Origin of the sequence: Acinetobacter populi (assembly GCF_002174125.1) — a bacterium.
Classification (GTDB): domain Bacteria; phylum Pseudomonadota; class Gammaproteobacteria; order Pseudomonadales; family Moraxellaceae; genus Acinetobacter; species Acinetobacter populi.
The window spans coordinates 235,990-262,699 of record NZ_NEXX01000005.1 but is presented as its reverse complement, the minus strand read 5'-3'; the positions used below and the strand labels follow the sequence as shown (position 1 = coordinate 262,699).

The following is a 26,710-nucleotide window of genomic DNA, read 5'->3' as shown; positions in this document are numbered from 1 at the left end:
TTAATAGTACCAAGAATAGGCAAACAATAATCATTTACCTATTCTGGTTAAATAAAAAGTCAGGGTTTATTTATTGCGCACTAAACAACATCCAACTCATTTTTACCATGGTAGATTGTTAATTAATTTGATGTAGTACTGGTTAAAGTACCTGCGATACCATAACCGCTAACTAAACTTTGCAGTTGCTCATCTGTAGAAGCTGTACTATTTGGATCAGTATAAATAGCACCAGCAACTTCATTTGCATTTGGTCCATAGACACCAATATCATATTTGGTATCAACCAAGGCAAGATCGCCCAAACTATCAGTTAATGTTAAAGTAGCATTACCTGTCGCAGCATTTAATTGACCATTTGATGCCGTAAATGTAACAGTATCGAGTGTACCATCTAAAGTAAATGCACCAACATTTGGACGATTACCAGTCACACCAGAAATTGAACCTGAACCTGTTACAGTACCATCACTAGCAACACTTACCGTATAATCCAAATCACCTTCTGTGCCAGCGATATGATTAAACACTACACCCTCATAGTTATAATTCGTTGAAGCTGTTAAAGCACTAGATGATGTTACGTCTCCAGTTACACCTTTGACAAATTGACGTCCTTCAAAACTGCCATCGCCTTGTACAATATTGCCAATCACTGTTGAGTAAGCTTGGTTATAAAAACGATAGACCACATTTTTAGTAGCTCCATCCACTGTTTGAGCTGTTGCAATGCGAGTAAAGCCGGTTGGTGCAGTCGCAAAATTAAAATCGTTTGCACCAACCCCATAATTGGTACCATTATAAGTAAAATAACCAACAAATTCTGCACCCGCAGTATTGGCAGCATCAAAATCATAAGATGATCGATCTGTCGAAAATACTACCTCAGCTGATGCGATGGAAGTTGTTAGTACTGATAATGCAATTAAACCTGCTTTTAATGTTAGTGTATTCATGTTTCACCTTTTTAGATTAAATCTTTATTTATACTCATACTTTTATGAGTAGATATTACTAGTTTTCACTACTTAATATTTTAAATTATCCAGTTTCTCTTTTTATAAAATATTATTGTAGCGATTAAAATTAAATATATTTTAAGGCCAATGCATATATACCTCCATTCATAAAAATTAAAATTTAAATCCTAAAGAAATGGTACCTGATCTTGGTATGCCATATACACTACCCAGATCATTAGATCTATATTCTTTATCAAATAGATTAGTAATATTTAAACCCAGATTTATATATTCATTAATCTGATAGCGTGCCATTAAATCCACCACAGCAAAACTACCCTGTGAACGGGCAATTTGATTAGCACTCGTCGTTGTATCGGAACAATACCCTGTATCTGTACAGTAAGAAATTCCTTGAGTGGTTTTATATTTCCAGCGAATTGAACCTCCTACAGTTAATTTATCTGTGGCTAAATATGAAGTAGACAAGTTAATGGCATGTTTGGGACGTTCATAACTATAATCCCCTGTGGTCATGGAAGATCCTGAGATACGTTCATAGCCATTTTGCGATTTTACATGTAAGAAGGTATAACCAGCATTAATCAGCCATTTGGGGGTTAATTGTCCTTGAGCACTGATTTCAAAGCCGCTGATAGTAGGTCCATCACTAGCGTACATAATTTCACAACTCGTCCCTGTTACTGGGGTACAGATAAATGTACCAGAAGTTGGACTCGAATCTAAATAAGCAATGTTTTCTTCTTGCATTCTAAATATGGCCGTTGCCAGATTTAATTTATTATCCATTAATGCACCTTTAACTCCAATTTCATAGGAGTTCCCTTCAATAAATGGAAGGAAATTATCATTTTTATCTTTTTCTAATTGAGTTTTATAAATCCCTGTATAACTGGCATAGGCAGTCGTATTAGGTGTTAAATCATAAATTAAACCAGCATAAGGTATCCATTTATCTTTTGGTGAATACTCATAAGAATTAAGTTCCTCTTTTATTTCTGATACATTATAAAAATTGTTCTTAATTTCATAATGATTAAAACGTGTACCTAAAATAACTTTAAGCTTATCTATAGGTTCAAATTTGGTACTAAAAAAATAACCATATTGTTTTTCATGAATATCATTGTGGCTAATCATTTTATCCAATGGATATTGACCATATTTAAGAGCAGTACGCCCTGAATTTTCAGGATAAGCTATATGACCATTCCAATCTTCCAGAGTAGTACAAATTGCATGTATTGATGTACTACATGATGGAGAATTACTCCAACTTGATGTGTAATAATTTGGAGAAAAAGTTTTTTGGTTAAAACCATTAGCCCCTAGAGCAATCTGTGCTTCTCGCCCAAATAGTTCAAACTTTCCCAATAAGCTAATATCCAGATTATGAATTTTGGAATCATCATTTTCGCGACCTATACTAATACTGGCTGTATTATCAGTCGCATTATACCATTCCGACCCTAAAATCCCCCAAACACGATCCGGCATACTCCGCGTATATTGGTAATTGGTAGAAAGTTTCCAATGATCATTAAAAGCATGATCAAGCGTTAAGAAACCATTCCACATTCTTGTATGTGCATAAGACCAATCTGTTGCAGCATTCCATTTTCGACTTCCTGAATCAAATAGACCCGATTTATATGTATTATAAATCGTTGAATAAATAGCTGTCATATGTGGGCTGGCATCATCAATATCTTTGTCAAACCATGTCCCACCTAAGGCTACAGTAGTTTTATCAGTTATATCCGCTTCTATAATCCCATAAAGGATTTTGCTTTCTTCCTGGATACGATCAATATAGCTTCCGCCCTGTGCATAAGCACCCACAAAACGTCCACGGATACTGCCATCGCTGGTGAAAGGCTGCGAAACATCCAGCTCAACACGCTTCTTTCCCCATGTCCCCCAACTAATCTTGCCACTGCGCTCTGCTTCAAATCCCGGACGTTTACGTACAAAGTTAATGCTGGCAGAGGGGTCTCCGGTTCCGGTACTTAAGCCGGTAGAACCTCGAGTTACTTCAACACGGTCATAAATCACCGTATCCATACCTGCTAATATTTCCATTCCACGAGAACCACTAATCAATGTCGGCGCACCATCCACCATCACATTATTTATTTCATAACCTCGGGAATAGAATGTCGCACGTCCCGCACCCGGTACGCCATAGTTTTGTACAGTTACGCCCGGCGTGGCTTCCAATATTTTATTGACATCCGTCAGTGCCTGTTCCTCGATCTGTTTCTGGGTAATAATGGTGATGCTTTGCGGTGTATCTTTGAGTGCCAGATCCAGTTTAGTCGCACTGCTGGAACGATTGACCCCATAATTATTTTTTGAGTCTTCTCTTGGGTCATCACCTATGGCTTTCACCACAATTACAGGTAAAGCAGTAACGTGACCTTCATTTGATGTTGTCAGGTGGTTTGTTGGGTTTGCTCGAGATTGTTGTTGTATTTGCGCTGATGTTTTTTCTGATAGAACATAACCTTTATTATTCTTTTGCACTTGCAAATTTGTTTTTTGAAGTATTGTGGCAAGTCCCTGCTCGATATTATATTGTCCACTTAAACCATCACTGCTTTTGCCCGCAGTCAACCGCCCATCAATGCTCAGATCAATTTTTGCCTGACTGGCAAAATGATTGAGTACGCTATCCAGACTACCCGCGGCAATGTTATAGGTTGTAACTTGCTGTTCGCTGGCAAATGCCTGCTGGGCACAAAACGTACCGACCATCAAGAAACTACTGTGTACTGCCAATGCCAGCGCAGATACCCGAAAACCTTGCTTAACCCCACCAATTACAGTTTTTTTCATTTCAATCTCACAACGTATAAAAAATTGCTAAAAAAATTTACCTTTCATTTACTATTCCGTATGAGAATGAAAAAACCTCAATATTTTTTTAAATATTTATCATTTATATTTATACTGATTCAAAATTTCTTGAAAAAGACTACCATAAAATATTTTTATTAATAAAAACAACAGACTAAAGATCAATTACCCTGAGAAAATAAGATATAAATTTTTACAACTGTTATGTTAACTTGGTAGAAATAGTAATTGCCTAATATAAATTTTAATGCTATAAAAGATAATAATTATTATTTACAATACATGACAAATGTTATGTTTACAATAACATCTTCCAAGCAGTTAAAACTTTCCCAACTTTACCATCATCATCAGACATGGTTATATCATTGGCTGCAAAAGAAACTGGGTGGGTCAGATCATGCTGCGGATATCGCACACGATACCTGGCTGAGATTATTTCTCATGGAGAACCTCCCCCCGGATGAAATATCACGTCAGTATCTGGTTAAAATTGCTAAGGGATTAATCATTGATCGCTATCGGCGTTTTTGTGTAGAGCAAGCCTATCTACAAACATTACAGGATTATCCTGCGCTGGAAGCGCCTTCCGCAGAACAGCAATACCTTATTATTGAAACCCTGCTACAATTAGATCTGGCATTGTCAAAATTACCCGTGGCAGTGAAACAAGCCTTCTTACTACATCGACTCGAAGGCAAAACTTATAAACAAATTGCAGAAATGTTAAATATTTCTGTATCTTCTGTAGAGAAATATATTGCTCGTGCATTATTAAGCTGTATTTTGGCCATTCAGAATGAATAGTAAATTTGATGCTAAGCGACAACAGCACATCATTCCCGAAGAAATTTTATTACAGGCCAGTCAATGGCAAGCACGCTTATGGGCAGAAGATGCCAGTGAAGACGATCAACACGCTTGTCTGAATTGGCGACAGGCGCATCCCGATCACGAGCAAGCATGGCAATTATTAAATGGCTTTAACCAACAATTTGAACAAGTCCCCAAACAACAGCAAAAGATTTTATTAGGTCAAGATTCTCCTAGCCTAACTGAATGGATCAAAAAAGGCAGCGCCTTATGCGCAATTCTGGGAATCGGTTTTGTGATCTATCAACAACATTATCTGGCGATCTGGACAGCAGATTACAGCACTAAAGTGGGTGAAATCAGGCATATCCAGCTTTCAGATGGCACCCAGCTTGTTTTAGCCAGCAATAGCGCCGTAGATTTTGATGCAAATACCCGTAAAATTGATGTATTAAAGGGCCAGATCTTTGTCGAAACAGGTCATAAATATCCGCATCTCCCTGCATTACAAGTGCATAGCAACAATACTGTGATTCAGCCACTCGGCACACAATTTACAGTCAAACAGTCTAAAAAAGATTTGGCTATAGCGGTATATGAGGGCGCTGTCAAAATCAGTTCTGATCAAATCAATCCAGCGATCATTTTGAAATCCGGCTGGCAAGTACAGTTCAATCCGGATCAGCCGCAAATCAATCCAAGTCCGGCGGATTCATTACAACTGGCATGGATTAGAAATAAACTGGTGGTTGAACAAATCCCATTATGTGATTTTCTTAAACAAGTTTCCGAATATCATCGTGGTTATATTCACTGTGATCAGACCTTACAAACACTTAAAGTATCAGGCACCTACTCTCTGGACAACACCCAACAAATTCTTGAACAAATGACACAGATTTTGCCCGTGCAGCTCAATAGTTACAGTGATTATATTGTGACCGTAAAAGCCAAATAAACTGATTTAAGACAAGAATCTTGAATGGTCTTACTTATATAACAATTGAGATTGGAAAAAGTATCATTTTATTTACAATTATTTTTTAAATTTATCATAATATTTTGATTTATATGGAAATTTATTTTAAATTAAAGAATAAGGTGATGAAATTTAATCGCATACTCATGCTTTAAATTTATCTACCCCAATCCTTGAGAAGAATCACCACTCAAGGGAGGGATAGTTTTATCGTTTTGAGGCGACCTTTTGCAAATTTAACAATTGATGAATAGGTAATTAATACTCATCAATCAACAAAAGAAACGCGTGCAATGGCTTTTTTACCAGCTTGAATCACCACTGTTTTTGGCGCTTTTACCGAGTATGACGCATCAACCACGTCACCATCGACTTTTACTGCACCACGCGCAACAGCATCTTTGGCTTGTGCAGCATTTTTGGTGAGATTTGCCAGACGTAAGATGGAAGGAATAAAGATTTCTGTGCCATTTTCACTTAATGAAATACTCACTTCCGGAATATCCTCTGGAATTTCACCATCCACAATCCGGTTGCCAGCACTCTTATGTGCATTGGTAGCTGCATCAGCATCATGGAAGCGTTCTACCAATTCCAATGCCAGAATACGTTTGATCTCCTGCGGATTACGCCCTTCTGCCATTTCTTTAAGTAAAGCCTCAATCTCATCCATGGTTTTAAAACTGAGTAATTCAAAATAGCGCTCAATCAGACTATCCGGCATCGACAATATTTTTTGGTACATTGCACCCGGCGTATCAAATACCCCGATATAATTCCCCAAAGATTTAGACATTTTTTTCACGCCATCCAAACCTTCAAGAATGGGTACAGTAATACAGACTTGCGGTTCTTGGTCAAAACGGCCTTGTAAGGTACGTCCCATCAACAGGTTAAATGTTTGATCAGTGCCGCCAAGCTCAACATCGGCCTGTAATGCAACAGAATCATAGCCTTGTACCAATGGATATAAAAACTCATGAATGGCAATCGGTTGTTCACTTTGATAACGCTGGGAAAAATCATTTCGTTCCAGCATACGGGCCACTGTTTGCTGGCTTGCCAGTTGAATCAGATCTGCCGCAGATTTTTGGCTAAACCATTCCGAGTTAAACACCACTTTGGTTTTTGCGGGATCAAGAATTTTAAATACTTGTTCCTGATAAGTTTTTGCGTTTTCTTCTACCTGTTCACGCGACAATGGTGGACGCGTCGCACTTTTGCCTGTCGGATCGCCAATCATGGCGGTATAGTCACCAATCAGGAATAATACTTCATGACCGAGGTCCTGAAAGACTTTAAGTTTATTAATTAAAACTGTATGTCCCAGATGCAAATCTGGTGCTGTCGGATCAAAACCAGCCTTAATTCGTAACGGACGGTTTTGTTTCAATTTTTTCAATAAATCTTCTTCAGAAACAATCTCGTGTGTGCCACGTTGAATCAGGGCAAGTTGTTCTTCGGCGGGTAGAAAAGTACTCATCACAAAATCCAATAGTTATAACTTTCAATTTGTGCGATATACTAACATTTTTTTCAGCAAATGCAGGCATCGACAGCATGACTTCATTATATATTGGCGTAATGACAGGCACGAGCATGGATGGACTTGATCTCGTTGCTGCATCTTTTGATCCTTTAGCATCCTATAAAATCAAGTTACACGCCACGTTAACATTACAATTCGAAGAAGATTTACGTGATCAACTAATGGCACTGACCTTGCCAGATGATAATGAAATTGACCGCATGGGCATCGTGCATGTGGCATTGGGTCGTATGATCGGGGAAGGCATTAATCGCCTGATTGATGAAAATCAACTGGACCGCTCAAAAATTCGTGCCATCGGATCGCATGGACAGACCATTCGCCATCGTCCGGCTAGCGGATTTAGCCTGCAAATTGGTGATCCGCATTTGATTACAGAATTAACCAATATTCCAGTCATTTACGATTTTCGCAGTCGTGATCTGGCCGCAGGTGGTCAGGGCGCACCCTTGGTGCCTGCATTCCATCAAACCCTATTCCAGCATGATTCCATCCATCGCGTGATTCTTAATCTGGGCGGAATTGCCAATATTACCATGCTGCCTGCGGGGCAACCCGATGCTGTCTATGGCTTTGACACTGGACCTGCCAATATCCTCATGGATGCTTGGTGTGAGCGTTATACTGGTCAACCATATGATGAAAATGGTGACTGGGCAGCCTATGGACACCCTATCCGCTCATTACTGGATCGCTTACAAGCACATGAATTTTTTGCCAAGGAACCACCCAAGAGTACCGGACGGGAAGATTTTAATCTGGAATGGCTCGATGATCAGCTAGCCGATTGGCGCAATGACCTCGAATATGACGAACTGGAAGATACCCCTGAAAATATTCAGGCAACCTTGATGAAACTCACCACAAGGGCAATCAAAAAAGCAATTTATCGCAGCAAGGAACTTATGCCAACAGGTGAAGTCTATGTCTGTGGTGGGGGTGCATTTAATAGTCATTTGCTAGAACAATTACGCTGGCGTTTGCGCAAACACGAATGGAGTGTACAAACCACTGAAGTGCTGGGATTGGCACCGACATGGGTTGAAGCTACTGCCTTTGCTTGGTTGGCCATGCGTTTCTATGAAGGTTTATCCGGTAATTTACCAGCAGTAACCGGTGCAAAAGGTTTTCGTGTGTTAGGTGCAATGACGCATATTTAGGAGCTGTTGACATTTCATCTATGGTTGTGACAACGCAATCCATTTATGAACTGTCAACAGACGCTAATAAGGTTACAAAGTAAAACTGATAAAAAAGTAATGTAATAATATTTCAAAATATTACATTTGTGCCTTTTTGAAGAGATTTATGTTATTTATACTGCCGTCTTAGATTTCATGATGTTGTTATGATTTACGATTCCTCTATTTCTGATGCTTATTATTTAAATACCACACCACCAGCACAAGTCATCGTTGAGTCTTCAACGCCTAATTCCGGACCGTTTACAGGTATGCGTGGTTTAGCGTCTAAATATTTTAATCTGGATGCATTCACCAATAAATTAAAAAACATCACACGCCAAACCAGCACCAGCCAATGTGCAAAAAGTATTCGGATTGCGCTGCAATCAGCCGGTGCAAAAATTCAGTCGCATCCGGTGGCTGCCTCAGACTGGGGAAATACTTTATTATCGTTAGGATATCGTCAAATCAAACCTTCCTTTGATCATCCCAAAGAAGGCGATATTTATATTATTCACAGCACACAACAACATAAATACGGTCATATCGCTGGGTTTAGTGGACAAAGCTGGGTATCTGACTTTAAACAAAGAAGCCATGATGTTTATAAAGATAAAAATGTCAGTTATTCTTATTTCAGATTACCAGAATAATCGACTTTATCTAAGACACCAGATTTTTGCACATCGTTAATACCTGTAGATTATCGACTCGGGGTATCCCAACACCTGCGTCAGTTGGATAAGCCTGAACTTGTCCATCAAGTTGATAACCACGTCTTTGATAGAATGCGATTAATTCCTGACGCGTCGAAAGTACCGACATTTCAATATATTGAACTGACAGATTTTCCCGGATAAATTGCTCGGCCGCTGCCAACATGATCTTGCCAACGCCCTGATTCTGATAATCAATATGCGTACTCAACATACCAATATAAGCATGATCCTGATGCTGTTCGATATGCACACAGGCGATTAATATCTTTTGATCAAACATCAATAAAATAAAAGAATCTACTTTAAATAGGGACTGAACCTGTTGAAAGCTTGTTCTATCCCCATCTACCCAATTTGCTTCATTGGTCCAGCTTAAAGCAGCATCTTCTGGTCGATACGCCTGATTGACCAATGCAACAATCGATTCAATATGTTGTGTTTGTGCCAAGATAATCTGCTTCATCAATGATGACCTCTTCCCTGTCAAATTTTACATGCAAAATTATTCCTGAAAACCTTCTTCCAGCGTTTCCAGTTCCATCATCAACTCCAGCATTTGTTCTTCAAGTTGCCCCAGCTGAGTTTTTAATTCGGACTGTTCATTCATCAACTTAAGTAGATCATCTTTACGCTGCGCTTCATACAATGCTGTATCTGCCAATTGCTCATCAATCTGTAATAACCGTGGCTGAATTTTTTCAATCTGACTTTCAATTTTTTCAATATTCTTACGAATCGGACGTGTCAATTCACGGCGTCGGGCAGCTTCCTTTCGCTGTGCTTCTTTATCCACTTTCTGCACTTTAATTTCAGGCGATTGACTTTGTTGTAAGGCATTTTGGGCATTGATATGTTGTTGGCGTGCTTCTCGCAGCCATTTGGCATAATCCTGTAAATCCCCTTCAAATGCGCTACATTTCCCGCCATGTACCAACAGCAAATCATCACAAACCGAAGCAATTAATTGACGTTCATGTGAAACCAATACCACAGCCCCATCAAAGTCTTGTAATGCCATGGTTAAAGCATGACGCATATCCAGATCCAGATGGTTGGTCGGTTCATCCAAAATCAGCACATTGGGACGCTGCCAGACAATCAAGGACAATGCCAAACGGGCCCGTTCTCCACCCGAAAAGCTTTGACAAGGCGTATCCATTCGCTCACCACTAAAACCGAAACTACCCAAGAATGAGCGTAAAGCAGCTTCAGAAATACTTTTATCGGCAATTCGGGCAAGTTGTAACATCGGGCTGGCCTGATCATCCAGTGCATCCATTTGATGCTGGGCAAAATAACCGATATTGAGTAATTCCGATGCCTGACGCTCGCCCGCCAGAAGCGGTAAATCACCAACTAATGATTTAATTAATGTTGATTTCCCTGCCCCATTCATCCCAAGCAAACCCAAACGCGTACTTGGGGTAATTTGCAGATTGATTTTTTCAGCAATCAATTTACCTGCATAACCTATACTTGCATCATGCAACATTAATAACGGTGAACTCATTTTGGAAGGTTCACGGAAACTAAAGGTAAAAGGCGTATCTACATGCGCAGGCGCAAGTGTTTGCATCCGTTCCAATTGCTTAATACGGCTTTGCGCCTGCCGTGCCTTGGTCGCTTTGGCTTTAAAACGGTCAATAAATTTTTGTAGATGTGCCCGCGTTTCTTGCTGTTTTTCAAATGCCTGTTGATGCTGTGCCAGACGCTCGCTACGCGTGGTTTCAAACGTAGAATAATTACCGGTATAAAGCGTTAGCTCACTATTCTCAATATGTAAAATATGATCAGTGACTGCATCAAGAAAATCTCGGTCATGCGAAATTAGTACCAATGTACCCGAATAGGCCTTAAGCCAGTCTTCCAGCCATAAGATCGCATCAAGATCCAAGTGGTTGGTTGGTTCATCAAGTAATAATAAATCGGAACGACTCATCAAAGTACGTGCCAGATTTAAGCGCATCCGCCAACCACCGGAAAAACTTTTGACCGTATGGCTCAGTTGCTGTTCTAAAAAACCCAGACCTGCTAATAATTGGGCTGCTCGTGCAGGTGCAGCATAGCCATGAATCTCATCAAAACGGCCATGTAAGTGTGCCAGTTGATCGGTGGTTAAATGATCGCTGTGCTGTAATTGTTGCCAGATGGACCAATATTCATCATCACCTGCCAGCACAAAATCCAATGCCGTAACATCAAGTGCTTCAATTTCCTGGGCCATATGCGCCACAGTCCATGTCTGCGGACGAATAAGCTCGCCCTCATCGGCACTGAGCTGCCCCAATAAAGCTGCAAATAAGGATGATTTCCCTGCACCATTTACTCCGGTTAAACCCACTTTCCAGCCGGGATGAATTTGCATGCTAGCATGTTGAAAAAGTGCACGAGAACCTCGTCGAATCGCTAAATTTTGCAGTTGTATCATTACGATTAAAATATTTATCAAGACTTGGGCATTGTAATCAATTTCTTAAGGGGATAGAAATTTATCTTCACATCGAAACGCTTTCATAAATGAGGTCTAAAATGAAAATTTTGCTTAAATAAAAAACACAATAACTGTGAATTAGTTCAACATTTAAACGAAATCATACAAAAACATGACTATTTTGGAGTAATTACTCTATTCATTTCATCATTTGCGATATATCATTTTATTGTGACGGAAAGGAACTTTTCCTCCCAAAATAAAAAATCTGATTAGGATGATTGAACGATGAAAAAATTGGCTCTTGCGATAATGGCAACCTCAGCTTTTGGCGCAGTCAGCAATACTCAGGCAGCCACCATGTGTGTTTTCGATTTATTGGGTGCGCAAGGTGAATCATATCTACAAATGAAAGAATGGGCATTACAAGCCAAAGCTTGGGGCGCAGATGTCTCATTAAAGCCTTATACAGATGAACGTGTTGCCAATGAAGATTTTAAAGCCGGTAAATGTGACGGTGTCAGCCTAACCGCAATGCGTGGTCGTGAATACAATAAATTTGTCGGTTCTATTGATTCTATTGGCGGTGTACCGAACAATAAAGTTGCACAAAGCGCTATCAGCTTTGCCTTGAATAGCCGTAATGCTGCCAAAATGGTCAGTGCAAATAAGCGTTATGAAGTTGTTGGTATCGCACCAATGGGCGCAGCATACTTATTCGTCAATGATCGTAGCATCAATACCGTTGCAAAAGCTGCTGGTAAAAAAATTGCTGTGCTTGATTATGATCAGGCCCAGAAAAAAATGGTTCAACAAATCGGTGCCCAGCCAGTTTCTTCGGATGTCACAAACTTTGGCTCCAAATTTAATAACGGTCAGGTCGATATTATTGGTGCACCCGCCTATGCATTTAAACCACTGGAATTATATAAAGGTTTAGGCTCCAAAGGTGCCATGGTCAACTTCCCAATCCTACAAGTTACCGGCAATGTCATCATTAATCCAGCGAAGTTCCCGACAGATTTTGGTCAAAAATCCCGTGACTGGTTTGTAAAACAATTACCAAAATCCTTTAGCACGATTGCCAAACTTGAAGCCGCAATTCCAGCCAAATATAAAATGGATATTCCTGCTGGAGATAAAGAAGGCTATCAAAAACTGATGCGTGATTCTCGTATTGCCCTGACCAAACAAGGCATTTACGATCCTGCCATGATGTCTGTTTTAAAACGTGCGCGTTGTAGTGCAGAACCTTCAAATTTTGAATGTTCACTTGCTGGTGAATAATGACTAAATTTAATCCTAAAAAAGCTTAGTTCAATTTGACTAAGCTTTTTTTATATCCAATCTCATGTATTCGAATTAGTTCAATATTCAGGTAAATTGGTAGCTTCCTTGCTCCAAACCAGCACATTTGTGGTTGATTGTTGTACAACCTGATCATGCTGATTTTTTGTTAAAGTCAAATAGGTCACTACACCCTGTAGCGGTTTGGATTTCGAGCGTCGAATATCGGTAATTTCGACCTCAATATGCAAACGATCATTGGCACGTGTTGGCAGTTTCCATTGTATATCGCCACCAAAGCCGACCAAACCACCTGCAAGTGGCATACATTCTGTCCAAAGACGCATGGTAATTGCTGCTGTTTGCCAACCACTTCCTGCCAGTCCCTGAAATATTGGATGTTTTTCTGCGGCATCTGCATCCAAATGAAAAGGTTGCGGATCATATTCCTTTGCAAAACTTTTTATTTTCTCTTCCGTTAATTCATATTCCCGGCTAACAAAACGATCACCGGTTTTTAAATCTTCCAAATACAATTTCTGCATAGCGAATATCTATCAAAATACACTGTTGTAAAACTATACAATGTTTAAAAATATATTTTGGTTAAAATTTTCATCAATTTGATCAAAATTGATAAATCCATCAAATTTTTACTTAAAAAATAGAAACTTAAGTCACCAATTTGTCATTTTATCTTGTTAGTTTTAAACAAAAATTTTTGTGAAGTATTTTTATGTATCACTACAAACGTACTATTTTAGGTACAGAAGAACTTCAGCAAAGACGTTTGCGATTATCTGCACGTGCCCGAACTTTATTATTACTGTTAGAGTCAGATGACCTTAAACAACACAATTCAGAAGCTTACAGTAAGATTGCCAGCATTGAAAATTATCAAATTTTACTGGAATTGGGACTAATCTATGCTGTTAAAACAGCAAATTCAGATCAAACTTCAACGACGCAACATGATACGCATATCTCAAAATCTGAGACATTTATTGCACAAAATAATCCAGCATTTAATGAAACGATAAATATAGCTGAAAATCCTGTTAAGCAGTTTGTGGTTGAACAACCTGTAATGGTTGAAAAAATTGAACAACCTGTTGCAGAGATTGCCAGTGAGTTACCCGTATTAAGCTTTGAGGAAATCAAAATTTTAATGCAACAAACCTTAAAACAATATGCCGGTTTAATGGCAAAAAATTTAATTGTTGCAATTGAGAATGCGAAAAATATACAAGAGATCAAAAAATATCAAGGCAACTGGTTAACCACACTATTTGAAACACGAATTTCTCGTCAGCAATTGACTTCACTGATGCAGCATATTAACCAGAGTATTGAGCAAATAAATTAGGGCTGATTCAACTGTCTACAAAACTATAGAAAATTTTATCAAGCCCTAATAAACTTAAAAAGCTAAGCTTTTTTACTAATCAAATTATAAATAAACAAAACAACAATTGCGCCGACAACTGAAGCAATAAAGCCAGCTGCTTCATTTTCTGCATACCAACCCAGTGCTCGGCCGCCATAAGTTGCAACCAAAGAACCAATGATCCCGAGTAAAGTGGTGACAATGAAACCTGCTTTATCCTCTCCAGGATGGATGGCTCTTGCAATCAGACCTGCTATAAAACCAATAATAATCGCCCAAATTAAAGACAGCATTTTTTGTTTCTCCCTTTATATTTTGTGTACTTCTAGAAGTATTCTAGAAACACACTTAAAAATATAGGGAAAATTTGCACTTTTATGTAGCATTATTGTGCATAAAAATTATTCTATTTCCAGAACATGCGCAATAAAAGGTAAATGACGGTATTTCTGTGCATAATCCAGTCCATAACCAACAATGAACTTGTCTTCAACTTCAAACCCTATAAATCTCACCGGAATATTAATTTCGCGACGTGAAGGTTTGGAAATCAAAGTACACAATTCAATACTGTTTGGTTCTCTGGTTTTTAAAATTTCAATGACTTTACTTAAAGTATTCCCAGAATCGATGATATCTTCTACAACCAGAACATCTTTACCACGAATTTCACCATCCAGATCTTTTAAGATTCTGACATCACGGGTCGATTTGGTTTTGGTACCGTAACTTGACACCGTCATAAAATCCAATTCATGTGGCTTATCAAGATAACGGCATAAATCTGCCATAAAAATAAAAGATCCACGCAGTAAACCAATCAATACCAGTTCCTTATCACTATTGAGATAGAACTGATTAATTTGCTCAGCCATGTCTTCTATTCGTTGTATAATTTCTTTTTGAGAAATCATTACTTCCATTTGTGCAGCCATGGCTTACCTTTTACCTTTCGTTGTCTATGGATGGGGTACGAGCATATTTTAATGCAATCATGTACAATATTCATGACTAATCCGCCTTAGTTGGTGGATTTTTTTGCGATTGATCCTGTTTAAGTAAAAGCAAAAGACACACCACACCCACCAATCCGGCAATTCTCTTCATCGAATTTGATTTTGTACTTTGTGTTTTATCATTCACGTTGATAAACCTTTTGCCCATATACATAGGTTGCAAATACATTACGATCATCGCCCAAGGTGAATAAAGCAAATAGTTTTTCTTCAATATTTTTTGTGGTGCTTTGACGTAACTGCTGTAGTACGGTCGCATTTAAATCCAGAACCACAAAATCTGCTTCTTTACCGACATTAAAGTTACCCAATTTATCATCCAGATCCAGCGCTTTGGCACTGCCTAATGTTGCATGATAAAACGCCTCAAATGCAGAAAGACTATAGCCTTGTAGTTGCTGAACCTTATAAGCCTCATTTGCAGTTTGTAATAAGCTAAAGGATGTACCTGCACCAATATCAGTACCCAATCCCAACTTCACTTGTTTTTGCCATGCAGTTTTTAGAGGGAATAAACCACTGCCTAAAAATAAATTTGAGGTTGGACAAAATGCAATGGCGGAATTGGTTGCATGCATACAATCCCATTCCTGTTCTTCCAGATGTACACAATGGGCAAACACCGATTTTTTACCGGTTAAACCATAATGATGATAAACATCCAAATAACCTTTTTGTTCTGGGTATAATTCTTTAACCCAAGCAATTTCGTTTTTATTTTCACTCAAATGAGTATGCACATACACATCAGGAAATTCCTGTTTTAATTGTCCTGCTTTTTCCAATTGACCCGCTGTTGAGGTTGGTGCAAATCGTGGTGTAATTGCATATAAAGCACGTCCGTTTTTATGCCATTTTTCAATAAGTGCCTTGGAATCATGATAACTAGATTCTGCGGTATCCAGCAATGCTTCAGGTGCAAAACGATCCATCATCACCTTACCAGCAATAATACGCATATTATATTTTTCTGCTTCTTCAAATAAAGCATCTACTGATTGCAATTGCACGGTACAAAATACCAGCGCAGTTGTAGTACCGTTCTTTAATAATTCCTGAATAAAAATTTTGGCAATTTTATCGGCATGATCCCGATCCTGAAACTGAATTTCTGTTGGAAAAGTATAAGTATCCAGCCATTCCAGCAATTGCTCGCCATAGGCACCAATCATTTCCGTTTGCGGATAATGAATATGCGTATCCAAAAACCCTGGAATAATTAACTGATCAGGATAATGTTCCACGTGGAACGAATCCGTCACATATTGTTGCCCGTCCTGCCACTCTCCAAACCAGCTAATTTTCCCATCTTGAATCAATAATAGACCATCTTTCAGATAACGTACCTGCTCTGCAATATGTTCTGCTTGTTCAACCAATTGTTGTATATCCAGAAATTGACCGCGAATGGCGACATTAGACTTCATGATGCTAAACCTTAAAGATGATGATTTAATTGTGCTCAAAACATTCTAGGGCGTTATAACACAAAACATCATCTATGTTTTTGTATCAGCCAAAAAATATTTATAAGACAATCATTTGTAAAGCAATTTTTCTGCCAAAATGATTAAAAATGAATAAAAAATACTTATTAAAAAAGTAATAAGTGCATAAATACATAAAATTTATTAAGGTTTAATTTAAAAGTTCAATACAGAAAATAGTCTTATACAGGCACAACAGCAGATTTTACTTACGAAATAGAAGAAATAAATTAAAAGATAAAATCACAGACAAAAAAAACGGTAACAGGGGTGTGTTACCGTGTAAACTAAAAAGCAGTTCTAATACTGTAAAGTATAGCGAATTAGTCAGGATTTGCAAGAAATAAAAGCAATTTGTGTTAACTAAGTCACAATAATTGCTTAATTTTTCAACACATCAAACATTTATTTGCATTTCTTCAGTTAAAGCCAGCGGCTCCGGTAAAATTCTGGCCAGTTGAATGCACAAAGAAGTCAGCTCATTACTGTCCAATGGCATCAAAGTAATATGTCCAATTTTTCGCCCAGCACGTTCAGATTTATCATAAAGATGTAGATGAGCACAAGACAAAGCCAACACATCTTCTTTTTTGGGATATTGACCAATGATATTGACCATAACCGTGGGACGGATGGTCTGAGTTGAACCTAAAGGTAAGCCGGCTACAGCCCGAATATGATTTTCAAATTGAGAACAGACCGCCCCTTCAATCGACCAATGCCCCGAATTATGTACACGAGGTGCCATTTCGTTGGCATATAAGCCCTGTTCTGTGACAAATAATTCCAGTGTCAACACGCCCACATAATTGAGGTGATGCAGCAAACGAGTAATATAATCCTGTGCCACAGGCTGCAAGTCTTGACTATCTGGTGCAGGTACAATGGAATGAGACAAAATACCATGATGATGATGATTTTCTGCCAGATCCCATGTACGAACTTCACCGTCCTGACCCCGTACTGCAATAATGGATACTTCACGGGAAAACTGAACAAAACTTTCGGCAATTAGGCTTTTTGCAGGACCCAACTCTGCCCAAGCTTGTTCAATTTGATCTGCCTCACGTAAAACAAACTGCCCTTTGCCATCATAACCACCCGTCGCAGTTTTAAGTACAATCGGCAAGCCTAAATCGACAACAGCCTGCTTTAAACTGGCTAAACTATCAACAGCACGATAAGCAGCAACTGGGATATTTAATTCATCAAACAATGCTTTTTCTAAAAGACGATTTTGTGCAGTTGCCAATGCCTGACGAGGTGGAAACAGACTTTTGTTCTGAATTAACACATCCACGTCCGCAAGCGGTGTATTTTCAAATTCCAGACTAAATACATCGGCACTGGCAATAAAATCCTGTAAACCATTATTTGCTTCGGTTGAAATCACAGGACCTAAAGCTGCCGCAGGGCAATCTGTTTTTGCTTCAAAAAAAGTACATTTAATATTTAATGGTAAGGCAGCTTGAGCCATCATTCGACCCAATTGACCACCACCAAAAATACCGATTGTGGTTGTTGTCATGTTGAATCGTCCTTATGCTTGACCAGGAATATTATTGTTTGTCACTTTTGCAGTTTGTGCAGCTCGGAAGTTTGCAATATTCTGTGCAATTGCAGGATGATTCAAGCCAATAATCTGAGCCGCCATAATCGCTGCATTTGTTGCACCAGCAGGACCAATTGCCAGAGTACCGACAGCAATCCCCGCTGGCATTTGTACTATCGACAATAACGAATCCACCCCATTTAAAATTGAAGATTTCACCGGCACACCGAGTACTGGCAAATCCGTCTTGGCTGCACACATGCCCGGTAAATGTGCTGCACCACCAGCCCCAGCAATAATGACCTGAATACCACGTTGCCGCGCTGTTTCGGCATATTCAAATAAACGATCAGGTGTGCGATGGGCTGACACCACTTCTGCTTCAAAAGGGACATCGAGTTGTTTGAGCATGTTTGCTGTATGTTCCAGAGTTGCCCAATCCGACTGAGACCCCATGATAATTCCAACTAAAGGTTGAGCATCGGCAGTATTGACCGCATTCATTGGCATATTTCCGCTAAGTGACGACAGTAAAAAGAAAACCTAAAATTAGGCAAGAAAATGATCAAATATTATAGCGTGTTTTATTTTTAAACCAAAGTAACGCCTATCCTCGCAGTCATTTTAAATTCAAAACCATTGTTATTAGGATGCTATTTTAAATTTAAATCAATGTGGATAACTAAAGCACAAAGAAATATTTTTTATTTTAAATTTAAAAAACTTAAACTGTGGATAAACTTGTGCAAAACAACAGGATAACTTTTTAGGTCGATATTTTTAAATTTAAAATCAAGTTATCCACAAAAATTTATCAACCAATTCCATGCTTTGAATTTAAAAATAAAGCATCGATACTTTCATTCTCCAAAATAAATTTAATCTTTACGCTGTGGATAACTCAATATCATTAATTATAGAAGAATATATTTTTATACCGTAGACCAAAATGATATGAACAACCGATGACGTGTAAGAAATCAAATATGCACGTTATACAAGATCTCACCGTCGTTACATGAGCAGTCAAGTGATATGTTTTATTACAAATACAAACACTTGATTATGTTGAATATAATTTTTTATTTCTTAATTAAGCTATTGAAATATAATATTTTCTTTAAATAATCATTGCTTTAATAGAATCTGCTATCAATCTTACATAACGTGATCTTTCTGGTCTATTTCTTAACGTTAATTCATATTAGCTTAGTGAGTACGGGAACTGAATAAAATATTTAAATTTGGTTCCACCTTTAATCAAAAGACATAAATATGGAGAATACCATGGCGACTTTAGATCCAAATTCAATTCAAGAACATGCAGAAGTACTCGGTTCTGACCATGAACATGTCGGACGCGTCGATCATTTAGAAGGTCAGGATCAAGTCAAACTGATCAAAAATGACGAAGATGCCGATGGTCAGCATCATTATATTCCGACTTCTTGGATTCAGGATATTCAAAATGATAAAGTGATTTTAAATATCTCTGCAAGTGAAGCACAACAACGCTGGCAAACTCAGGCACAATAACTTTATATAATACATTTTAAATCAGAAATAAAGCAGGCGATTCGTTAAGAATCGCCTGCTTTTTATTAAATATTAGTACTTTTAATGCCTGATTTTACAGGATAATTTAGGCATCAATATCCGCATTTAAGGCATTTGCCTCAATAAAGGCTCGACGTGGTTCCACATCATCACCCATAAGGCATGAAAACATGCGATCTGCTTCAATTGCATCATCAATGGTCACTTGCAACATATTACGATTTTCAGGATCCATCGTAGTTTCCCAGAGTTGCTCAGCATTCATTTCACCCAGACCTTTATAACGTTGAATCATCATGCCACGGCGGGAATCCTGAATAATCTGTTGCCAAACTTGATGAAAATTCTGCACCAGAATTTTACGTTCGCCTTTTTGTAAATAAGCACCCTGCTCAAGCAAGTTAAACCAGCTTTTTGAACTCTTAAGCAAACGGGCATATTCGGCAGATTGCAGCAATGTCGCATCAAGTAAATAATGATGTGGCAAATTATGCACATACACGGTAATGCGTGGGTAATACATCACCTTGTCCTGACCATCAACCTGTAATATAAATTGTTCAAGTGTTAGTTCTGGACGTAAACTTGGCTGGATTCTGGCAATCACACGATTTAATTGTTCAGCCCATGTTTGAACATATGTTTGATCAAATTTCTGGTCGGCTTGAAATGGTTCAATTTCCAGTAATGCATCCAGTAAAGTTGCCGGATAACGCTGGGTCAAACGACTAATACTTTTTTGTGAACCCTGATAATCCTTGATTAACTGCTCTAGTGCAGCACCTGTCATGGCAGGTGCTTCTGCACTGATATGTAAAGCCAGCTCATCAATGGCATTGGAAATCAAATAGGTTTCCAATGCCTCATCATCTTTCATATACTGTTCTTGCTTGCCTTTTTTCAGTTTATATAATGGCGGCTGGGCAATATAAATATAGCCACGTTCTACCAGTTCCGGCATTTGACGGAAGAAGAACGTCAGTAGCAAAGTACGAATATGTGAACCATCGACATCCGCATCGGTCATGATAATGATTTTATGGTAGCGTAATTTTTCCGGATTATATTCTTCACGGCCAATCCCGCAGCCCAATGCAGTGATTAAGGTACCCACTTCCTGACTGGAAATCATTTTGTCAAAACGAGCACGTTCTACATTCAGAATTTTACCTTTAAGCGGTAAAATGGCCTGCATTTTACGATTTCGTCCCTGCTTGGCAGAACCGCCAGCAGAGTCACCTTCGACCAAATATAATTCAGATAAAGCCGGATCTTTTTCCTGACAATCCGCCAGTTTGCCTGGTAACCCAGCAATATCCAGCGCGCTTTTACGACGGGTCATCTCACGGGCTTTACGCGCTGCATCACGGGCACGCGCTGCATCAATAATTTTACCAGCAATGGATTTTGCCGCTTGTGGATTTTCCAGCAGATAGGCAGAAAATTCCTTGTTCATGGCCTGTTCGACCGCAGGTTTTACTTCACTGGAAACTAGTTTTTCCTTGGTTTGTGAAGAGAATTTTGGATCGGGTACTTTAACCGAAATAATTGCTGTTAAACCTTCACGGGCATCATCCCCGGTTACAGCAACTTTTTCTTTCTTCAGGATATTTTCATTATCCAGATAGTTATTTAACCCACGGGTTAAGGCAGCTCGGAAACCAGCTAGATGCGTTCCACCATCTTTTTGAGGAATATTATTGGTAAAACACAATACATTTTCCTGATAAGACTCATTCCATTGCAAGGCAACTTCAACACCAATACCATTGTCGGCATCTACGGTAAAATGGAAAATTTCATTGAGGTGAGTTTTACCCTGATTAATATATTTAACAAACTCGGATAACCCGCCAGCATAATCAAATACTTGCTCTGAATTAACACGCTCATCACGCAATACAATACGCACACCAGCATTTAAGAAAGATAATTCACGTAAACGACGTGCCAGAATATCAACATTAAAAATGGTTTGAGTGAATGTTTCATGACTCGGCAAAAAACGGACAGTCGTCCCAGTTTCGGTGGTTTCACCAATTTCTCTTAATGGATACTGCGAATCGCCATGGCGATATTCTTGCTCATAAATTTTGCCATTACGCTTAATTTTTAAGAATAACTGACTAGACAATGCATTTACAACTGAAACACCAACACCGTGTAAACCACCGGAAACTTTATAACTATTGTCATCAAATTTACCACCGGCATGTAGAATGGTTAAGATCACTTCTGCCGCAGAAATACCTTCTTCCGGATGAATATCGGTTGGAATACCACGGCCATTATCCGATACACTGACAGATTCATCATCATGAATAGTAACGGTAATTTCATCACAGTGACCAGCCAAAGCCTCGTCGATAGCATTATCCACGACTTCAAACACCATATGATGCAGACCCGTACCATCGTCAGTATCACCAATGTACATGCCCGGCCGTTTACGCACTGCATCTAAACCACGTAATACCTTGATACTAGAGGAATCATAAGCTTTTTCAGTCGCTTGTTCGTTGTTAGAGGCAGATTGTTGTTCTGAACTCATGATTACTCCTAAAATTTGGAAAAGAATTTCAAAATAAACTTAAATTGGACTGACTTGTCCAGACTCCACACAAAACAATTGATAGCGCATATGTTGTTGATCCAAACATATTTGCACTGCATGTTGATCTAAAGTGGTAAGGAAAACCTGACTACCCAACTGATGCAAACGGCTAATTAATCGTTGTTGTGCCTGCGAATCTAGTTCTGCTGTTAGATCATCCAATAATACCACAGTTTCCTTGTTTGACCTATTCAACATGCTAATTTGAGCCAGTTTTAATGCAATGATTAATAACTTTTTTTGCCCGCGTGATAATACATCATCCGCATAGCCAATTGCTGTTTTTAATCGTAAATCGGCCCGATGTGCACCATGCTGTGTCAGACGTCGATCAATATCTTTTTGTAACTCCTGATCAAGCTGCTGTGCCAAGCCAAGTTCCGTAGAGAATCCGGCATAATATTCCAGATCAATCTGTATATCAGGTAATAAATATTTTAATTCCTGTTGCACGTCCACCTGCCAGCGATCCACAATAATTTCGCGCAGCATATGAATCCGCTCGCCTTCTTGTGCCAGTACCTGATCCCAGATTTTGACCTGTTCTCGCGGTACAGGATAACTTTTGAGTAATGAGTTACGCTGTTTTAAGGCACGGGAATAATTTTGCCAAATCGGATAAAAATCCGGTTCCACGTGGAACATTAACCAGTCCAGCATTTGGCGTCTAGGTTTTGCACCTTGATCAATAATATCGGTACTCTGCGGCTCTATCACCTGTACAGGCAATATCTTGGCGAGTTGTCCCTGTGTTGCTACCGTGTCACCATTGACCCGCATAATCTGTTCGCCACTATTCATTTTTTGCAAACCAATGCGATATTCACTGGATTGGGCAAACACTACCGTGTCGTTTTGATGATATTGGATATAATGTTTTGGCGTATATGTGCGAAATGAGCGCCCTGTGGCAAGCAAATGAATCGCTTCGAGAATAGAGGTTTTACCCGAACCATTGGCACCATAAAAGACATTAAACGGCTGCAACTGATCCAGTGCAACCGCTTGTAAATTTCTTAATCGCTCGATACGCAGCTTATGCAATAGCATATTTAGACACGCATTGGCATCACAACATAGGTTTGTGTCGGCTGACTTGGATCCTGCATTAAAACAGATTGATTGGCTTCAGACATTTGCATTTGCACATCATCGCCATCTAGTGCATTCAATACATCAAGGATATATTGTGCATTAAAGGACATCTCTAGGCTTTCACCTTGATATTGCATGGCAAAATCTTCAACCGCTTCATCTTGTTCCGGGTTATTGGCACGTAGTTGTAAGCTGTCGTGATTAAAATTCAGGAAAACGCCCCGTAATTTTTCATTACTTAAAATTGCCACACGTTGTAAGGATTGTTTAAACGCATCATGTGCCAATGTAGCAATTTTATCACCGCCACGAGGTACAACACGACGATAATCCGGGAATTTACCATCAATCAGTTTGGTGGTAAATCGAACCACAATCGCAGATTCTTTTTCCCGTGCCGGCAATTCAATACTTACATTTAATAACTCACGACCAATCAGGACAGTTAAAGGTAAATCTTCCACCGTTAACAGGCGCTGCAATTCACCTACTGCCTTACGTGGCACAATGGCTTGAATGGCATTTTGTGCAGTAGATTGTGCTTCGGTTTCACAAAGTGCCAAACGATGACCATCTGTGGTCACTGCACGTAGTTTATTTTGCTCAATTTCCAGCAATGTGCCAGTTAAATAAAAACGTACATCCTGTACCGCCATGGCAAATGCAGTTTTTTCAAACAAACGCTTTAATTCGCGTTGTGAAACATGAACTTGCATTCCCTGAATCTGTTCTGTGCTTAAAAGAGGATAATCTTCGGCTGCCAGTGTACCCAACACAAAACGGCTTTGCCCGGACATAATGATACAACGCTGATCTTCGGTCACTTGCAAATCAATCAATGCAGCATTTGGCAAAGATTTGCAGATATCCATCAGTTTACGTGCAGGTACTGTACTTTCGCCTGCCTGTAAACATGCACCAGCTTCCAGAGCAGCACTGGCCACCAGTTCAACCTCTAAATCCGAACCGGTAATGGTCAGTTGGGTTTCAGACACCTGCACTTTGACATTGGAGAGAATATTTAAAGTATGACGACGTTCAACCGCACCCATCACATGAGCAAGCACATTTAATAAGGTTTCTTTGGCTATTTTTAATCGCACGTCTCAATCCTCAAGGCAAATACAAAACTAGGGCTATTCTAACCGAGTTTTAGCGAGAACATAAGAATAATTGCGATCTTAAAAATCACAAGTGTTGATTGTTATACAACTAACTCTGCAACAAACGCATCAGGTTTTTATAATCTTCATTAAATGTTGGATCTTCATCGCGCAGGCTTTGTACTTTTTCACAAGCATGCATCACAGTACTATGATCACGCCCACCAAATGCCATACCAATTTCCGGAAAACTATCCCCAGTCAGCTCACGTGCCAGCCCCATCGCCAATTGGCGGGGACGAGCATAAATCCGGGTGCGTTTAGGTCCAGTTAATTCTTTTAAGGGAATACGAAAATATTCACTCACCACCCGCTGGATATTTTCCACACTGATGGTTCTGGCACGAATCGCCAACACATCTTTTAACGATTCTCGCACCACATCAAGATCAATCGGCGTCCCTTTAAAACGAGCGATCGCTACGACTTTATTTAATGCACCTTCCAGCTCGCGTACATTGGCAACCACCTGTTGCGCAATAAACAAAGCGCAATTACGCGGTAAATCAACATGATTGCTTTCGGCTTTTTTTAATAAAATTTCGATGCGAGTTTCAATATCAGGTGGCTCAATGCCTACCGATAACCCCCAGGAAAAACGTGAAACCAGACGATCATCCAGTAAACCTTTCATTTCTTTTGGATAGCGATCGGAGGTTAAAATAATCTGTTTCGACTCATCCAGCAAAGCATTAAAGGTATAAAAAAACTCAACTAAACTGGCTTCTTTACCAGCCAGTAAATGAATATCATCGACAAGCATCAAATCCAGAGAACGACAATTTTTCTTAAACTCTTCAACTTTACCGCGCTGCAAGGAACTGACAAAATCCTGTACAAAACTTTCTGCGGTCATATACATAACACGGGCATTGGGACGCACCTGTAATAACGCATTCCCCACAGCCTGCATCAAGTGAGTTTTACCCAAACCAGTGGGTCCATACAAAAATAAAGGATTATGCTGCGGTGCACCCAATTGGGTTAATACTTTACGACAAGTCTCAGCCGCCATCTGGTTAGAACGACCTTCCACAAACAAAGAAAAGGTAAATAAAGGATTCAGCTGTCGTTTTTTTGCATTTTTTGCCGGTGCTTCCTGATGTGCAGTGACTTTGGTTACGGGTACATTGGAAGATAAAGCAGCTGTTGTTGTAGCAGGTGTTGACTCAACATTTACAATAGCGCCAGGACGGGAATCTACCAGCACCTCCACATGTCGAATTTGTCCCTGTGAAATTTGTTCCACCAAAATAGAAATTAATTCCAAATGGTTCTTTTGAATATAATTTGTCCAATAGGGATTCGGTGCAAACAATTTTAATGTTTCACCAGACTGTTCTGCATGCAGAGGACGTATCCACATCGCAAAGACGTTATCAGACAACTCTTGTCGTAAACGTACTAAGCATTCTGCCCAAAGCATAGTTTGTCCCCTATTCTTTTTAAATTCAAAAAACGACTTGCACCATGCAAGAGGGTCGCCATTCTAGCGAAGTTATCAACAACTGTCACAAGTTATACGCAACGGATGTGCAAAATATCCACAGGCAACATTAAATTTAAATTTAAAACTAGGTGTGGATAACTTTAATCACAACTTGTGGATAAAATATAACACAAACTTATCCACAATTTAATCTTTTAAAACAAACAAACTTATCCACATGCTATTCTTATAATAAATTTAAAAAAAATACCACTTTCCACAGTTATTTTGGCTGCTAATAATAATAATTTTAAATTTTAAATTTATAAATTTAATTATAAGTGCTCATCAAATTGTGGAAAAGTTCGAAAGTTTAAATTTGAATTCAAAATATTGGATTGTATTTACATTCTATTTATTACTTTTACATCTTTTGGTGTTATAAATGAAGCATAGAACAGCCTTTATTACTTATATTATATAGCCTTAATGGCTCATCAGATTGTTGTTTTTGAATTTAGACGTGTTGATAACTTTAAAGTGAGCCATGATAAGTTTGAATTCAAAAAAACAAGTGATTAGTAAGTCGGTTTTGAATTTAAAATC

23 protein-coding genes are annotated in these 26,710 nt (G+C 38.9%); 7 read left to right on the top strand and 16 right to left on the bottom strand.

Annotated features, from left to right (window positions below):
- Nucleotides 1–122: 122 nt before the first annotated feature.
- Together CAP51_RS13965 and CAP51_RS13960 are read right to left on the bottom strand one after the other, a co-directional pair.
- The gene (locus CAP51_RS13965; protein ID WP_087621358.1) at nucleotides 123–956 is read right to left on the bottom strand and encodes a factor H binding protein domain-containing protein; all 834 of its coding nucleotides are present in this window, start codon (nucleotides 954–956) and stop codon (nucleotides 123–125) included.
- Nucleotides 957–1,133: 177 nt separating this feature from the next.
- Nucleotides 1,134–3,821, bottom strand: coding sequence for a TonB-dependent siderophore receptor (locus CAP51_RS13960; RefSeq protein WP_087621357.1), 2,688 nt, complete (start codon nucleotides 3,819–3,821; stop codon nucleotides 1,134–1,136).
- A gap of 315 nt (nucleotides 3,822–4,136) precedes the next feature.
- On the opposite strand from CAP51_RS13960, the gene CAP51_RS13955 reads away from it, so the two are divergent.
- Complete coding sequence (locus tag CAP51_RS13955; protein ID WP_087621356.1) at nucleotides 4,137–4,649, top strand: sigma-70 family RNA polymerase sigma factor; 513 nt, start codon at nucleotides 4,137–4,139, stop codon at nucleotides 4,647–4,649.
- Nucleotides 4,642–5,613, top strand: a complete 972-nt coding sequence (locus CAP51_RS13950) for a FecR family protein (protein ID WP_087621355.1) — start codon at nucleotides 4,642–4,644, stop codon at nucleotides 5,611–5,613. Before CAP51_RS13955 ends, CAP51_RS13950 begins: the two co-directional genes overlap by 8 nt.
- Nucleotides 5,614–5,902: 289 nt before the next feature.
- Here CAP51_RS13950 and tyrS read toward each other — a convergent pair whose 3' ends face one another.
- Nucleotides 5,903–7,117: a tyrosine--tRNA ligase gene (gene tyrS / locus CAP51_RS13945; RefSeq protein ID WP_087621354.1), complete on the bottom strand. Its 1,215-nt coding sequence runs from the start codon at nucleotides 7,115–7,117 to the stop codon at nucleotides 5,903–5,905.
- Between the two features lie 77 nt (nucleotides 7,118–7,194).
- On the opposite strand from tyrS, the gene CAP51_RS13940 reads away from it, so the two are divergent.
- Both CAP51_RS13940 and CAP51_RS13935 read left to right on the top strand, forming a co-directional pair.
- A complete protein-coding gene (locus CAP51_RS13940) occupies nucleotides 7,195–8,343 on the top strand; it encodes an anhydro-N-acetylmuramic acid kinase (protein WP_087621353.1) in 1,149 nt (382 codons plus the stop codon).
- A 188-nt stretch (nucleotides 8,344–8,531) separates the two neighbouring features.
- Nucleotides 8,532–9,020, top strand: a complete 489-nt coding sequence (locus CAP51_RS13935) for a hypothetical protein (RefSeq protein WP_087621352.1) — start codon at nucleotides 8,532–8,534, stop codon at nucleotides 9,018–9,020.
- A gap of 10 nt (nucleotides 9,021–9,030) precedes the next feature.
- Here the strand turns inward: CAP51_RS13935 and CAP51_RS13930 are convergent, their stop codons facing one another.
- Both CAP51_RS13930 and CAP51_RS13925 read right to left on the bottom strand, forming a co-directional pair.
- Nucleotides 9,031–9,549 (bottom strand): GNAT family N-acetyltransferase, encoded by a 519-nt coding sequence (locus CAP51_RS13930; protein ID WP_087621351.1) that lies wholly within the window; start codon nucleotides 9,547–9,549, stop codon nucleotides 9,031–9,033.
- A gap of 39 nt (nucleotides 9,550–9,588) precedes the next feature.
- Complete coding sequence (locus CAP51_RS13925) at nucleotides 9,589–11,514, bottom strand: ATP-binding cassette domain-containing protein (RefSeq protein ID WP_087621350.1); 1,926 nt, start codon at nucleotides 11,512–11,514, stop codon at nucleotides 9,589–9,591.
- Nucleotides 11,515–11,805: 291 nt separating this feature from the next.
- Here CAP51_RS13925 and CAP51_RS13920 point away from each other — a divergent pair, with 291 nt between their 5' ends.
- On the top strand, nucleotides 11,806–12,804 hold the full coding sequence (locus CAP51_RS13920; protein ID WP_087621349.1) for a putative solute-binding protein: 999 nt from the start codon (nucleotides 11,806–11,808) through the stop codon (nucleotides 12,802–12,804).
- 80 nt (nucleotides 12,805–12,884) lie between these two features.
- Here the strand turns inward: CAP51_RS13920 and CAP51_RS13915 are convergent, their stop codons facing one another.
- On the bottom strand, nucleotides 12,885–13,349 hold the full coding sequence (locus CAP51_RS13915; RefSeq protein ID WP_087621348.1) for a MaoC family dehydratase: 465 nt from the start codon (nucleotides 13,347–13,349) through the stop codon (nucleotides 12,885–12,887).
- Between the two features lie 191 nt (nucleotides 13,350–13,540).
- Between CAP51_RS13915 and CAP51_RS13910 the strand changes: the two genes are divergently transcribed.
- The gene (locus tag CAP51_RS13910) at nucleotides 13,541–14,170 is read left to right on the top strand and encodes a hypothetical protein (protein ID WP_087621347.1); all 630 of its coding nucleotides are present in this window, start codon (nucleotides 13,541–13,543) and stop codon (nucleotides 14,168–14,170) included.
- Nucleotides 14,171–14,232: 62 nt separating this feature from the next.
- On the opposite strand, the gene CAP51_RS13905 is transcribed toward CAP51_RS13910, so the two are convergent.
- The 6 genes from CAP51_RS13905 to purE all read right to left on the bottom strand — a co-directional run bounded on the left by CAP51_RS13905 (nucleotide 14,233) and on the right by purE (nucleotide 18,750).
- On the bottom strand, nucleotides 14,233–14,484 hold the full coding sequence (locus CAP51_RS13905) for a GlsB/YeaQ/YmgE family stress response membrane protein (protein WP_087621346.1): 252 nt from the start codon (nucleotides 14,482–14,484) through the stop codon (nucleotides 14,233–14,235).
- A 108-nt stretch (nucleotides 14,485–14,592) separates the two neighbouring features.
- On the bottom strand, nucleotides 14,593–15,126 hold the full coding sequence (gene hpt, locus CAP51_RS13900) for a hypoxanthine phosphoribosyltransferase (RefSeq protein ID WP_087621345.1): 534 nt from the start codon (nucleotides 15,124–15,126) through the stop codon (nucleotides 14,593–14,595).
- 76 nt (nucleotides 15,127–15,202) lie between these two features.
- Entirely contained in the window at nucleotides 15,203–15,334 is a 132-nt protein-coding gene (locus CAP51_RS17640) for a hypothetical protein (protein ID WP_281249284.1), read from the bottom strand.
- Nucleotides 15,327–16,634 (bottom strand): guanine deaminase, encoded by a 1,308-nt coding sequence (guaD, locus tag CAP51_RS13895; protein ID WP_087621344.1) that lies wholly within the window; start codon nucleotides 16,632–16,634, stop codon nucleotides 15,327–15,329. The genes CAP51_RS17640 and guaD overlap by 8 nt, the downstream gene beginning before the upstream one ends.
- 457 nt (nucleotides 16,635–17,091) lie before the next feature.
- A complete protein-coding gene (locus CAP51_RS13890; protein ID WP_087621343.1) occupies nucleotides 17,092–18,222 on the bottom strand; it encodes a 5-(carboxyamino)imidazole ribonucleotide synthase in 1,131 nt (376 codons plus the stop codon).
- A gap of 12 nt (nucleotides 18,223–18,234) precedes the next feature.
- On the bottom strand, nucleotides 18,235–18,750 hold the full coding sequence (gene purE, locus CAP51_RS13885; protein ID WP_087621342.1) for a 5-(carboxyamino)imidazole ribonucleotide mutase: 516 nt from the start codon (nucleotides 18,748–18,750) through the stop codon (nucleotides 18,235–18,237).
- 783 nt (nucleotides 18,751–19,533) lie between these two features.
- Here purE and CAP51_RS13880 point away from each other — a divergent pair.
- Complete coding sequence (locus CAP51_RS13880) at nucleotides 19,534–19,782, top strand: DUF2171 domain-containing protein (protein ID WP_087621341.1); 249 nt, start codon at nucleotides 19,534–19,536, stop codon at nucleotides 19,780–19,782.
- Between the two features lie 106 nt (nucleotides 19,783–19,888).
- On the opposite strand, the gene gyrB is transcribed toward CAP51_RS13880, so the two are convergent.
- The 4 genes from gyrB to dnaA form a co-directional block, all read right to left on the bottom strand.
- The gene (gyrB, locus tag CAP51_RS13875) at nucleotides 19,889–22,354 is read right to left on the bottom strand and encodes a DNA topoisomerase (ATP-hydrolyzing) subunit B (protein ID WP_087621340.1); all 2,466 of its coding nucleotides are present in this window, start codon (nucleotides 22,352–22,354) and stop codon (nucleotides 19,889–19,891) included.
- Nucleotides 22,355–22,393: 39 nt separating this feature from the next.
- Nucleotides 22,394–23,467 carry a DNA replication/repair protein RecF gene (gene recF, locus CAP51_RS13870; protein WP_087621339.1) on the bottom strand — a complete coding sequence of 358 codons (1,074 nt, stop codon included), beginning with the start codon at nucleotides 23,465–23,467 and terminating at the stop codon, nucleotides 22,394–22,396.
- 2 nt (nucleotides 23,468–23,469) lie between these two features.
- Nucleotides 23,470–24,615, bottom strand: coding sequence for a DNA polymerase III subunit beta (gene dnaN, locus CAP51_RS13865; protein ID WP_087621338.1), 1,146 nt, complete (start codon nucleotides 24,613–24,615; stop codon nucleotides 23,470–23,472).
- Between the two features lie 109 nt (nucleotides 24,616–24,724).
- Nucleotides 24,725–26,101 carry a chromosomal replication initiator protein DnaA gene (gene dnaA, locus CAP51_RS13860; RefSeq protein WP_087621337.1) on the bottom strand — a complete coding sequence of 459 codons (1,377 nt, stop codon included), beginning with the start codon at nucleotides 26,099–26,101 and terminating at the stop codon, nucleotides 24,725–24,727.
- Nucleotides 26,102–26,710 lie beyond the last annotated feature (609 nt).